Origin of the sequence: Peribacillus sp. TH14, from assembly GCF_016651145.1 — a bacterium.
Lineage (GTDB): Bacteria > Bacillota > Bacilli > Bacillales > DSM-1321 > Peribacillus > Peribacillus butanolivorans.
In genome coordinates this window covers 3355318-3368463 of record NZ_JAEKEK010000001.1, presented here as the reverse complement: position 1 = coordinate 3368463, position 13146 = coordinate 3355318, and the positions used below count along the sequence as shown (strand labels likewise).

Annotated in this window: 13 protein-coding genes; 4 read left to right on the top strand and 9 right to left on the bottom strand. The window is 38.2% G+C overall.

Going from position 1 to position 13146, the window contains the following annotated elements; translation table 11 throughout:
- Window positions 1-243: 243 nt before the first annotated feature.
- Window positions 244-381, top strand: a complete 138-nt coding sequence (locus JFU50_RS30445) for a hypothetical protein (RefSeq protein WP_201250539.1) — start codon at window positions 244-246, stop codon at window positions 379-381.
- 35 nt (window positions 382-416) lie between these two features.
- On the opposite strand, the gene phnX is transcribed toward JFU50_RS30445, so the two are convergent.
- Genes phnX through JFU50_RS16315 form a run of 5 tightly spaced genes read right to left on the bottom strand, consistent with a single transcriptional unit; the run spans window position 417 to window position 5709 of the window.
- Complete coding sequence (gene phnX / locus JFU50_RS16335) at window positions 417-1232, bottom strand: phosphonoacetaldehyde hydrolase (protein ID WP_201223343.1); 816 nt, start codon at window positions 1230-1232, stop codon at window positions 417-419.
- Window positions 1229-2323, bottom strand: a complete 1095-nt coding sequence (gene phnW, locus JFU50_RS16330; RefSeq protein WP_201223341.1) for a 2-aminoethylphosphonate--pyruvate transaminase — start codon at window positions 2321-2323, stop codon at window positions 1229-1231. Before phnW ends, phnX begins: the two co-directional genes overlap by 4 nt.
- 21 nt (window positions 2324-2344) lie before the next feature.
- On the bottom strand, window positions 2345-3334 hold the full coding sequence (locus JFU50_RS16325) for an extracellular solute-binding protein (protein ID WP_201223339.1): 990 nt from the start codon (window positions 3332-3334) through the stop codon (window positions 2345-2347).
- Window positions 3335-3347: 13 nt separating this feature from the next.
- Window positions 3348-4964, bottom strand: a complete 1617-nt coding sequence (locus JFU50_RS16320) for an ABC transporter permease subunit (protein ID WP_201223337.1) — start codon at window positions 4962-4964, stop codon at window positions 3348-3350.
- On the bottom strand, window positions 4957-5709 hold the full coding sequence (locus tag JFU50_RS16315; protein WP_201223335.1) for an ABC transporter ATP-binding protein: 753 nt from the start codon (window positions 5707-5709) through the stop codon (window positions 4957-4959). Before JFU50_RS16315 ends, JFU50_RS16320 begins: the two co-directional genes overlap by 8 nt.
- A gap of 237 nt (window positions 5710-5946) precedes the next feature.
- Between JFU50_RS16315 and JFU50_RS16310 the strand changes: the two genes are divergently transcribed.
- Window positions 5947-6705 carry a DeoR/GlpR family DNA-binding transcription regulator gene (locus tag JFU50_RS16310; RefSeq protein WP_201186298.1) on the top strand — a complete coding sequence of 253 codons (759 nt, stop codon included), beginning with the start codon at window positions 5947-5949 and terminating at the stop codon, window positions 6703-6705.
- A 254-nt stretch (window positions 6706-6959) separates the two neighbouring features.
- Here JFU50_RS16310 and JFU50_RS16305 read toward each other — a convergent pair whose 3' ends face one another.
- A complete protein-coding gene (locus JFU50_RS16305) occupies window positions 6960-7349 on the bottom strand; it encodes a hypothetical protein (protein ID WP_201186300.1) in 390 nt (129 codons plus the stop codon).
- 175 nt (window positions 7350-7524) lie between these two features.
- A complete protein-coding gene (locus tag JFU50_RS16300; protein WP_053347388.1) occupies window positions 7525-7875 on the bottom strand; it encodes a hypothetical protein in 351 nt (116 codons plus the stop codon).
- A gap of 633 nt (window positions 7876-8508) precedes the next feature.
- Between JFU50_RS16300 and JFU50_RS16295 the strand changes: the two genes are divergently transcribed.
- Entirely contained in the window at window positions 8509-8730 is a 222-nt protein-coding gene (locus JFU50_RS16295; RefSeq protein ID WP_034309346.1) for a DeoR family transcriptional regulator, read from the top strand.
- 87 nt (window positions 8731-8817) lie between these two features.
- Here the strand turns inward: JFU50_RS16295 and JFU50_RS16290 are convergent, their stop codons facing one another.
- A complete protein-coding gene (locus JFU50_RS16290) occupies window positions 8818-9540 on the bottom strand; it encodes a pseudouridine synthase (protein WP_057214741.1) in 723 nt (240 codons plus the stop codon).
- 126 nt (window positions 9541-9666) lie between these two features.
- Window positions 9667-11268 (bottom strand): putative polysaccharide biosynthesis protein, encoded by a 1602-nt coding sequence (locus tag JFU50_RS16285; RefSeq protein WP_201186302.1) that lies wholly within the window; start codon window positions 11266-11268, stop codon window positions 9667-9669.
- A 205-nt stretch (window positions 11269-11473) separates the two neighbouring features.
- Here JFU50_RS16285 and JFU50_RS16280 point away from each other — a divergent pair, with 205 nt between their 5' ends.
- A complete protein-coding gene (locus JFU50_RS16280; RefSeq protein WP_057214735.1) occupies window positions 11474-12739 on the top strand; it encodes an NAD(P)/FAD-dependent oxidoreductase in 1266 nt (421 codons plus the stop codon).
- Window positions 12740-13146 lie beyond the last annotated feature (407 nt).

Here is a 13146-nt window from a genome sequence, read left to right as displayed (position 1 = left end):
TACAGGTCGTCATAGATTAATCTAACGAAAAGATTGATGTCGTAGGTCAATCCTCACCTTGTAAAAAGAAATAAAGAGAATCGAGATAACACTCAGTCCAAAAGTGATAAAAAAGACGCTCTCGTGATTGCGGGTATGAAACAATCAATGGGATTGTTGTTACACTCTCGATTCTTCCCAATCAATCCGTTTTTGACGTTGGTGAGCACTACGGTTCTCTACAACTTCTCTGGAGGAAATCCAGTGGTAGAAAAGGATTTCTTGGCGCTTAATTACTCTTTCTCTTATTATGATAAAATTAAGAGAAAGGAACCTTTTGTTATCACCAGAGGAAGAGAAATCAAAAAAAGTGCAGTCATATCTCATTTCCATCAAGAATAGAGTATATGCTACACTTTTTTTACTGTCATTAATGTTTAATTTGTATGAGGTCTCTTACCATCTGAAATAAGACTATTAATTCTTTCGATAATATCGGGAAGTTCACTCATCGTTTTAATTGTAAAATCAGCCCCATTTTGCATAAAGGAGTTTGCAGTTTTAGAGATTACATTTTCTTTATCAAATTCTGATAGATTAGTAAACTCATCTAAACTTAATCCCATCTCAGAGCTTCCAATAATGACTCCAACTGACCAAACTCCTGCATTTACTCCCTCTTTAATATCTGAAATGGTATCGCCTACTTTTACTACTTTCCATGATGCCGATAGCTTTAATTCTTCCATATTTCGATAGATCATATAAGGATATGGTCTTCCAATAGAATTTGTTTCATCAGGGGTAATATAAAAATCTGGCTTATACCCTTTTTTCAACGCATTAGGTACGACGACGTCCATCATCATATTTGTATACCCTGTTGTCGACCCTATCCTCAACCCTTGATTTCTTAATACTTCCAGTGTCTCGATAACTCCTGGAATTGGATCTGTATAATCCGACAATGATGCCATAAGTGCTGGCTCGAATTCAGCATACAAATTTTCAACATCTTGTTCATTAAATGATTTTCCGTATTTTTCTTCCCATAAGGCAGATACTCTAGGCATGGTCAGCATAGCACGGATATGGTCAATTTTCAGCATACCCATTGGAGCCCTTGCTTCTTCCATCGTAACTTCAATACCAGCATTTTTAAATATATCAACAAATACATTTACTGGCGCAAAACATCCAAAATCCACTGCTGTCCCAGCCCAATCCAAAATTACTCCTTCTACTTTGTTCATATTGTCACCACTTTCATATATTTTTCTACAATATTACATAATTTTTGGATATCTTCTTCATAGATTTCACCGATGTTGCCGATCCGGAATGTATCTATGTCAGTCAGCTTTCCCGGATAGATTACATAGCCTTCCTCTTTAATAAATGAATAGAAATCTTCAAAGTTAAACTGTTCATCTGGAAAAAGGAATGTTGTAATAATAGGAGATTGTTTTTCAGGTGTGATATATGGATGAATGCCCAATTTACCCATCAACTCTCTTAACCTATCATTATTATTTTTATATCGTGCAAATCTAGCTGAAATGCCGCCTTCTTCATTTAGCTCCTCTAACGCTTTAGCAAATGCAGCCACTACATGTGTTGGAGATGTGAATCGCCATTTCCCATCCTTATCCATCTCTTTCCACTGATCATATAGGTCCAGTGACAAACTGCGTGCTTTTCCTTCACACTCTAAAAGTTTATCAAGCTTCGCAATGGCAAATCCAAATCCCGGGATTCCTTGAATACATTTATTTGCACTACTAATTAAATAGTCAATTCCCAGTTCAGGTACATTGATGTCTATTCCGCCAAAGCTACTCATGGCATCTATAATTAATGTTTTTCCTTGTTCCTTCGATAGATTTGAAACCATTTCAATCGGATTTAAAATACCTGTTGTTGTTTCACAATGAACCATTGCAATGTGTGTAATTGCCTGATCTTCTTCTAAGATACTCCTGATCTCAGCTTCTTTTGGATATTCATTGTATTCCACGCTATATTCCGTATAATTCAGTCCAATACACTGTGCCATTTTCACAATACGTTTACCATACGCTCCATTCGTTACAATCAGCACTTTATCGCTTTTAGATATAGCAGTCGTCAACACCGATTCAACAACAAACGAACCACTTCCTTGCATAAGTACAACGGTATACTCCTCTTTTACAGCACATGCTAATTCGAGTAGCTGGGATCTGATTTTTTGTGTAATTTCTTTATAATCCTTCTCCCATGTGCAACGGTCAACAAGCATTTCTTGTTTCACCGTACTTGTAGTAGTCAATGGACCAGGTGTTAAAAGTTTATAGTTATTCATATTCCTTCACTCCTTACATAATTATTTAGCTGATTTAAAGTAATCTTGATGCTGCTGTAATAGTTCAACTGTTAATGGTTGTTTATATTTCATTGGGTGGGCCGGTTTGTTCATATCTTTCACCGTTTCTCCTTCATAAAGAGCGACCGGATAATGTGTCAATAAATCTTGTCGTGCATCTTTAGTGATTGTTTCTGCCATTTTCATTGCTAAGCTCGACGTTGCATTGTCTTTATTCACGACAGCCACTGATTCTGTATAGGAAAAGTTCCCCTCAACCGGATCGACATACTTTATCGGTAAGCCTGACTCTTTTGCCATCACAGCTTGGTAGCGCAAACCAAAACCTGCAGCCACTTCCCCAGATTGCACTTTATTAATTGGACCCGAGCCTGAGCTTTCAAGATGCGGACCGCAATTTGCAATTAAATCATGGAGAACCTTTTTCCCCTCTTCCTCCCCGTATTGGCTAATAATTGCTTGAACTAACAGCCACCCTGTCGAAGAGTCCAATATGTTTGGAATCGAGACGGACCCTTTAAACTCTGGTTTTGTTAAATCTTTCACTGTGGCTGGCATAGGTAATCCCTTTTGTTTGAGTACTTCGGTATTTACGAAAATTGAACCTGTATTGGCTAAAATCGGCGTATAATAGGCTGGATTTTGCTCCAGTGGTTTTGTACTAAATGTTAGGTCTTCAAACATGGAGTGTTGCTGCTGAGCACTTTCGATGAAATAAGAGCTCATCGTCACTATATCAGCCTCAATTTTATCTCCCTCTGCCAACAGTTTCCCGCCTAATTCAGACGTACCAAACGATTGAAGAACATATTTCCCCTTGTATCCAGCTTCTTTCAATGATGTTTCTATAGCTTCAGTAGCTTCTTCATCACCATTTGTGTAGATGACCACTTTTCCTTCATCTGCTTTGCTACTGGTACGACCTACCAGTAAAAAAATTAATCCTATAGCAACTAGAGATAATAATGCTACTTTCATCGTTTTAAACATAATATCCTCCTCATTAATGTTTGAATTGTCTTTTTTGATAATGATCACAAAGCAACTTTACGATTAAATTTGTAAAAAAGATGAGTAAAGATAAAATGAATATTTCATTGAATTTGGAGAAATGCTGCAGCTCTTTAATCTTGCTCGCTACTAATGTGGTTTGAGCTGTGACTAAAAAGATAATCCCGCTAATGGTGACCATGCTATTGATAAAATAGTAGCTAAACATCTCAATCACCGTCGATGCTGAGTTTGGAAGAATGACCCGATAGACTGTCTTAATCCAGCTATCTCCTAACAACTCTCCAGTTGTTTCCCAACCAGGATTCATTTTAGATAAAGAGTTTTTCGCCATTAAATAGGGTGTCGTAAAGAAGTGGACAATGTTACAAAGAACAATGATTGTAAAGGTTCCCTTCCAACTGCTTCCGTTAAAAAGCAGTAAATACGATAAACCTAAGACCATGCCTGGAACCGTATTCGTCAACATTGAAATAACATCAATAGACGATTTCCACTTTAGAGGTGTACGGACATTTAATACGGCTGAGCAAAATGCGATTAACGTGCCAAATACTGCCGTCAAAATGGCAACAAATAAGGAGTTTTTGTAAACCGCTGTTAAATCGCTCGATTGGAATGTGTCAATAAAGTGCTTAAGTGTGAACGAAAGATCGTATGGAAAACTGTTTAAAAATGGTGCAATGAACATGACAGCAAAAACGGAAAGCATCCCTATTAAAACCAGTAATGAAACCATCCCAAAACATAAATCTCTACCTTTATGTTGAGACAATTCTATATCGCTAAACTTGTCATAATGAAAATTAAATTTTCCAAGATAGTTTAATAGTAAAACGCCAAATACTACTGGAATTAGCATCAGAACGGCAATGGCCGCACCATTATTAAAATCTGGGATGGAACCAAGCATCACTTGATACAGTTGAGTCGCAACTACGGTATACGTCCCGCCGACTGAAGCCGGTATTCCAAAATCCGTAAAGCTCAAAATAAAGGAAAGTACAAATGCTCCACCCAAGGTTCCCAATAACGGACGAACGATGGTATTCATGAAACTTCTTATTGTTCCGTCACCCATTAGCTTTGAAACGACCATAAACTTTTTATCAATATACTTGAAAGAATTATTAATAAGCAGAAAGGCTGATGGTAATGTATAAATCACATAGCCAATCAATAATCCGTTAAACCCATATATATCAAAGAGATTTCTACCGAAAATCTTTGTTATGATTCCTTGATTACCAAAGGAATAGATAATCGCAAACCCAAATGTGATTGTTGGAAGTAGCATTGGAACAAGGATCCCCGTTTTAATCGCACTTTTTATTGGCCTATATATTCTTGTACAATGGATGGAATAGGCAAGAGAAAATGCTAAAACAGTCGTAATAACAGCAGTAAGACTGGATATTTTAATGCTGTTCCCAATTGACTCCAACAGTTCTTTATTTGAAAGAATTGAAAGATAATTTGATAGATTGAATCCTTCGCTAGTTTCAAATGAACGAACAAACAAAATGCCAAGCGGAAGTAATAGAAAGGCGGTAAATAACAATAAGATAGGTATATAAATTACTCGCATTGCCGGTTTTACATCAGGCATACTTTTCACCAAATAAGTTAAGTATATTTTCTCTCTTGATCTGTAATTGCTTGAGTATAAATTCCTTTACAAAATCATTGGTGGGCTGATTTATAATTTCTTGAGGTGTTCCAAATTGAGAAATATTTCCCTTATTTATAATTAAAATTTTATCGGACATCGTTAAGGCCTCTTCTGGGTCATGTGTCACAATAATCGTCGTTAACTTAAATTCTCTCGCAATAGATTTAATACGTTGCTTTATGGATTCCTTAATAACACCGTCCAATGCACTCAATGGTTCATCTAGTAATAAAACTTTCGGTTTCATTACGAGTGTTCTTGCAAGCGCTACCCGCTGTTTTTGACCACCCGATAATTCACCCATTTTCTTTGTTAAATGAGGTTTTAGCTCTAAGAAATCAATATATTCCTGCAATTCTTTCTCAGACACTAACCCCTTCTTATTTCTTAAACCATATACAATATTTTCGTATGCATTTAAATGAGGGAAAAGTGCATAATCTTGGAAGACTATATTAAATCCCCGATCCTTCATCGGCACGTTACTCAAATCGGTATCATTAAAATTGATTTTTCCATGATTCATACTCGTTAATCCTAAGATAATATTCAATAAAGTAGTTTTACCGCTCCCACTTGGCCCTAGCAGTGAAACGATCTCTCCTGTTTTAATTTCAAGATTTATATTATCTAAAACTAATTTATCATCGAATTGCTTGCTAATATTTTGTAATTTTAGCAAACTGTTCACCTCCTTTAATACACCCTCAGTATAAAATCTATATGTAAATCGAATTTGAGATTCATGTAAATGCTTTGTAAATATTGAACACTTTATTACCAATTTGGTACTATATTTTGACCAACTAGTGATATAGTTATCATTAAGTCCCCTAGCGCATGTTGAATATGTTATGGGCAAACAGTAAACTAAAATCAATAGAGGGAAAAAGATTACGTTGAATAGGCGGGTGAATCCATGCTTCCACTTGAAAGGCAAAAGAAAATCATTGAATTATTAACGATAAAAAAAGTTATGAAGATAGCTGAGCTTACAGAAGAACTAAAAGTTTCTATTGAAACCCTTAGAAGAGATTTAAACTTTCTTACAAAACAAGGAAAAATCGAAAAAATTTATGGTGGAGTTAAGCTAGTTAAATCACAGTTTGGTGAATCGACAATAGATGAACGTATGTTTAGTCAATTAAAAGAAAAAGAAATGATCGCACAAAAATGCAGTGAGTATATCAACGATGGTGATTGTATTTATATCGATAGCGGTTCGACAACCTATCAAATAGCTAATTATATAAAACAGAAAAAGAAACTAACCGTGATAACCAGTTCGATCCCTGTTGTAAATGAGCTAATCAATAGTGATATCGAGTTATTGATTATCGGGGGAAAGGTAAGGCAGAATGAACAGTCTATTGTAGCTTTTGATTACTTATTTAATTTTAGCGAATTGAATATATCGAAAGCCTTTATATGTGCAAGTGGTATTACAATTGAAAAAGGTATTTCCGACTATAATTTAGATGAAGCAAACACTCGGAAAAAAATCATTGAATTATCTAAAGAAGTCTATGTTGCCGCTGACAGCACTAAATTTGGGAAAGACGTAACCATTGGGATTGCATCGCTGGATAAAATCGATTACATTATTACAGACCATCATTTACACAAAGATTTCATCAATACGTATAAAGAAACGAACACAAATTTAATTATTTCTTAAATGCATAAAAAAAAACGGAAATTATACTTTGTTGTATAATTTCCGTTTTTTATTTCCTTGTTTATTCCCCCTCATAGAAGCTGTAGCTTTCGGTGTGTATAAGGGAGATGTGGTGAAGTACTTATATCAGAATTTTCTGTTTTATTAACATCTGTTTGTTCTGATATTGCTTTTTCTTGATCCGCATTGGACTTATCATCTGTGTTTGCACATCCACTAAAGAATTCGGCTAAGGGGATCCCTAAATCGGTGTGCTAGCCTTCGGTAAGAGCTAAGTAATACTTTACTTTCCCGTTATATTCAACGATTAGCACGTCATCACGCTCTTTTGTTGAGTATATTTTTGCTCCTATGGGTAATTGATTGGCCATACCATCTTTTAACGATTTACTGAAACCATTTGAGAATACCTCTGTAATTTCTCCAACAGATTCGTTCTTAGTCAGTTTAAGCTCATTCACCCATTCAATATCCGTTTTATAAATTATTTTTTCCCATTGGAGAATGTCTGCATTTTTATCGAGTTTTAAAACTTCTTCTGCATCTGGATTTTTAGATGTCACGGTTTTGATTTCTGTATTAAAACAACCAGACAAATAAAAAATGCATACCATAAACATGAAAACCACTATGTTTTTCTTCATCAAACACCTCCATTCAATTAGACGTATGGATTTAACTTTCGTTACTGAATATAGAGCAATATATTGCGTTTGAAAGTTCCGGCTTATGGCAGCCATCTATTTTTTAGGTTATTCATTCATTTTTATCCGAAAAATGCAAATGCCCTTGTTACCAAGGGCATTCGCTCAATCAGATTTAATTAACAAATAGAAATAACTTCCTATGATATTCCTCAAACGTTTGTTGACTCTTTTCCGTATAGTCCATCCACTTCACCTTTTTACATCTTTCCTCTAATCTTTCATTCAGTTCTTCTTCAATTTCATGCATGAAACGAATGATTTCACCATACGGCATATTAAAATGACGAGCAGCGAGCCGGGGTGGGGAATGCTTTACCAGTAATCTCATAAAGTGATCGACCGTGTCCGCTTTTGAAGCGAGATAATCTTCTTCATTCACGATGAATTCATACACTTGTTTTTTCACGCCAGAAAGTTTGGTCACCTCGTCACGCAATAAAAACTCCATTAATCTTTCGTTCATATGACTCTACCTCGAATTTGATTATATTTAAACTCCTTGAGATTATGTATGAAAAAGCTATACTGCTCAACACCTCATTATGACATCGTAAACGTTACCCATCAAGTAAATCCTATCCTTAAACACAAAGCGTAATAATTACGATTTAAATTCTATATGTAAAGTAACATGTATACTCCCCTTAGTCAAGGTTACTCAATGGTTTAAGCTGAACAAGGTTCTAAGATTGATTAAATGATTGGCTTTTTCATGTAAAAAATAGCCCATACCATGTTTTATGTTCATTTAATTATGTAAAAATCTACTGAATGCATATTTTGCATTGTTTAATGTCAAAATATGAGTATGCAAAAGGTGATATGAAATAAAAAATTACCTCTATTATCATTTACTGTAATATTTTTGTTAAAATTTGATATAATAAATGTAATATTTAGTCAATTGTCATTTTTTTATAGAATTTAGTTTTGTAAAGGGGTAAAATATAGCTAATGACATCTTGTTTTTTCTAAATGTTTCCGAGGAGTTATAGGGTGGGTATAGCAAGTACATAGTGACAGCTGAAATGCTGTCCGACATATCGGTTGTTTTCATTTGTTCAGAATAACAATGAAAAGAATAAGGAGTGATTTTTTGAAACCTTCAACAAATCGCATGTTAACCCGTATTAAATCCGTTTATATGTTCATTAGTAATAACGGTACGGTTTCTACTCAAGAGCTTGTAGAAGAATTTGGCATCACTCCTCGAACTGTGCAGCGCGATTTAAATGTCTTAGCTTACAATGACCTTGTTCAAAGCCCAAGCCGCGGCCTTTGGACGACAACAAGTAAAAAGGTAAAGATGTCATCTTAAAAAGAACGACCACCCGAACGAAAATCGATATGTAAAATAAGTTTGAGGCGGACATAATTGTTCGCCTCATTTTTTCTTGCTTATTTATTATTCAGTCGGCTGGCCAGCTTTCAGTTGTTCGAGCTCTTCTGCTGTTAACTCCCTGTATTCGCCAAGTTCAAGTTCTTCATCAAGCTGCAGGCTTCCCATCGAGAGACGCTTTAGATACACGACCCGTTTCCCTACGGACTCAAACATCCGTTTCACTTGATGAAACTTCCCTTCCATAATCGTTAGCTCAATATCCGATGTAAGCCCTGATTTTAAAATATTTAATTCACCTGGTTTTGTTTCGTACCCATCATCTAGGGTAACGCCGTTGCGGAATGCAGCAATGTCTCGCTCCGTTACTTCGCCGTCAATGACCGCAAAATACGTTTTAGGGACGTGTTTTTTCGGGGAAAGTAGTTGGTGGGCAAGCTTTCCGTCATTCGTGATCAGCAATAGGCCTTCTGTGTCTTTATCCAAACGCCCGACTGGGAATGGTTCGAAAACCGAATCCTCTGGCTCTAAGATGTCAATGACCGTCTCCTGGTGTTTATCTTCAGTAGCCGACAACACACCTGGCGGCTTATTCATCATTAAATATATAAATTCTCTATATTCAACCCGTTCACCATGAACCGTTACGATTTCTGTATCAGGATCCACTTGTTCCTTCGGGTCCTTCAGTAGCCGTTCATTGACCTTCACGGCTCCAGATTTCAAGAGTTTTTTTACTTCTTTTCTGCTTCCGTAACCAATATTGGATAATATCTTATCAATTCTCATTATTTCCTCCTAAAGCCTATTCAGTAAAAAGCCTTGCCCACTTTTATGACAGGCAAGGCCAGTATATTTTAATCAGGGGATTACTCCATTCATAATACCCTTTTTTTTACATCGTAAACTTCTATCTTATAATCCCAATTTCTGCTTTAACCTGTCGATCCGGCTACCGAATAAACGATGTGCAAGCTTGCTTTTCAAGGAAAGCGCCGCATAAATGAGGGCTCCAAAAATCGCACTAACCGCACAAATCAAAATCGCCTGGAATCGCCCTTCCGTTGTAAGCCACAGTGATAATAAACTGAACATGCCCCATGCAGCCAGTCCCATTATAATTGAAAAAACAGTTATCAAAACAGATCTTCTGATGGTAAGGCTGTAACGATATCCAGTAAAGTAGGTAATGACATACAAATTCAGCAGCACAGCAGCCAAGTAGCCGAATGCCGTGGCATAAACGGATCCTTCCGTTTCAAACAACTTGATCATCGGGATATTCAAGCTCAATTTGATTAAAAAGCCAACAAGCAGGCTGAGCACCGTATATTTTTGCTGATTGATGCCTTGTAAAATGGCCGCCGAAACGGAAAAAAGCGCAAATAAGATGGAAACGGGCGCATATGCCTTCAGGACACTGATTCCAAGTGGATCATGGCTGTAAAAGGCGCTATAGATTGGATCCGCTAGCACCGACATACCAACAACCGCTGGAATCGTAATGAACAACAAAATTTGGAAGGCTTGGTTCAGCTGGCGGTTTAACTCTTCCGAATCCTCGCTTACATATGCCTTCGTCACCGAGGGAAGAAGCGCCATTGAAAACCCGGTTGCAAGCGTCATCGGAATCAAGACAAGCTTTTGGGCATATACATTCAAAACTCCAAGAGCATCTTCTGCGACATGCTGTAATCCGATGGATGCCATCGCTTTATTAAAAGACAACAAGTCTGCAAACTGAAACAATGGCATCGCGATTCCGACAAATATGAAAGGAATCGACGAAAGAAATATTTCTTTATAGATCTCCTTCAGGGAAATTTCCATCGTCCCCCGGTCTTTCTTCATCAAGCTGTCCAAATGGGGTTTTTGTTTTTTCCAATACCAAAATAACACCACTAAACCGCCGACAGCCCCTACCGTCGCCGCGAACGTAGCTACTTGGATGGCTCTCACTAACTCTCCATCTAGGACATTCAAAACAACATACACACCAGCCAAAAGGAACACGATGCGGACAATTTGTTCGATAACCTGAGATATGGCCGTTGGTTCCATCGCTTCATGACCTTGAAAAAAGCCGCGGATGATGCTCATGAACGGTACAAAAATCAAGGCGAAGCTGACTGCCCGTATGATCTCCGTGACATCCCTGACATCTTCCTGCCTGACCCCAAAGACTCCAGTAAACAGCGGGGCCATCGTATAGAGAATCAAAAAAGCGAGAAAACCGGTGACAACCATTAATTTCAGGCTCGATTTAAATAACTTCTCACCGACGGCGTACTCCTCGAGCGCATTATACTTCGAAATGAATTTAGAAACAGCAAGCGGCATGCCTGCCGTTGCAAAGCTAATGAAAATGGTATATGGAACGTACCCATATTGATAGAGGGTAGCCCCTTTATTCCCAACCATATGTTCAAATGGGATGACGTAAAATAAACCAAGTATCTTGGAAATGATCGCTCCCAGCGTTAATATAAAAGCCCCTTTTAAAAACTTAGATGACATCTAATCCCTTCCTGCCTCTGTCAGTTACGTTTCACACGCTCTTTATCTTATCATATTAAAGTATTTTTTCTATAGAAAACTACACTCAAGTTTATCGTTTTCGAAGATAATACACAAACAAATAATTCCTTTTTTTCTACATTCGCAATCTGACGGGCTCTTGCTATATAATGAAGGGACTGAAAATGATAAAGTGGTGATCAATTTGAAATATGATGTAGTGGTAATTGGCGGCGGTCCTTCCGGATTGATGGCAGCAATTGCAGCCGGAGAAAAAGGGTCACATGTATTGTTAGTGGATAAAGGCGAGAAGCTTGGAAGGAAACTTGCGATCTCTGGCGGCGGACGCTGCAACGTGACGAACAGGCTCTCGATCGATGAAATCATTCAGCATATCCCTGGAAACGGGCGATTTTTATACAGTGCTTTCTCAGAATTTAATAACGAAGACATTATTCAGTTCTTTGAAAAATTAGGTGTGGCTCTAAAAGAAGAGGATCATGGCCGGATGTTCCCGGTCAACGATAAGGCGCAAAGTGTCGTAGATGCACTTTTGACACGCCTTTCGAATTTGAAGGTGACCATTTACAAGAACTCTCCAGTTGCTGAGGTTCTCTATGAAAATGGAAAAACAAGCGGAGTTCGGTTAAAAGATGGACAGACATTTGACACAAATGCGGTCGTGATTGCAGTCGGTGGAAAATCAGTCCCTCACACCGGCTCAACTGGCGACGGCTACGCTTGGGCAAAAAAGGCGGGCCATACGATAACCGACCTCTTCCCGACTGAGGTACCTGTACTTAGCCATGAAACATTCATAAAAGATCGAACGCTTCAAGGGCTCGCACTTCGGGATGTTTCATTGAGTGTGCTGAACCCAAAAGGCAAGGCTCTGATTACACACAAGATGGATATGCTATTCACCCATTTTGGTGTCTCTGGTCCAGCGGTTCTAAGGTGCAGTCAATTTGTCGTGAAAGCGATGAAAAAATGGAACCTATCCGAAGTTACAATGAAACTCGATGCCCTTCCGGATCGAAACAAGGAAGAAGTCTTCCAGGACATCATGAAAGAAATCAAAGCTGAGCCGAAAAAAGCCATAAAGAATACATTAAAAGGCCTGGTTCCGGAACGCTATCTACACTTCTTACTTGAGCGGAGCGGCATCGACCTTCAGGAACAGGGAGCGACGATATCCAATGAAAAAATTCGCCGCTTTGCCGAACTATGTAAGGACTTCCAATTTGGAGTACATGGCACCCAGCCGCTTGAAAAAGCCTTCGTCACAGGCGGCGGCGTATCCGTGAAAGAAATCCATCCAAAGGAAATGGCCTCCAAACTAATGGACGGACTATATTTCTGCGGTGAAATTTTGGATATACACGGATACACAGGCGGCTATAACATCACATCAGCATTAGTAACCGGAAGACTAGCCGGCATGAATGCTGCCGTATATGCTCGTTCATAATTTAAGAAGAGGCCGATCCGTTGGGATCAGCCTCTTCTTTTTTGAGGAAATTCGGCCTTCACGTCGAGTAATTCGACCTTCGCGGATTTATTCCGGCCTTCACGTCGAGTAATTCGACCTTCGCGGATTTATTTCGTCCTTCACGTCGAATAATTCGACCTTCGCGGATTTATTTCGTCCTTCACTTCGAGTAATTCGTCCTTCGCGGATTTATTTCGTCCTTCACGTCGAATAATTCGACCTTCGCGGATTTATTCCGGCCTTCACGTCGACTAATTCGACCTTCGCGGATTTATTTCGTCCTTCACGTCGACTAATTCGACCTTCGCGGATTTATTCCGGCCTTCACGTCGAGTAATTCGACCTTCGCGGATTTATTTCGTCCTTCACTTCGAGTAATTCGTCCT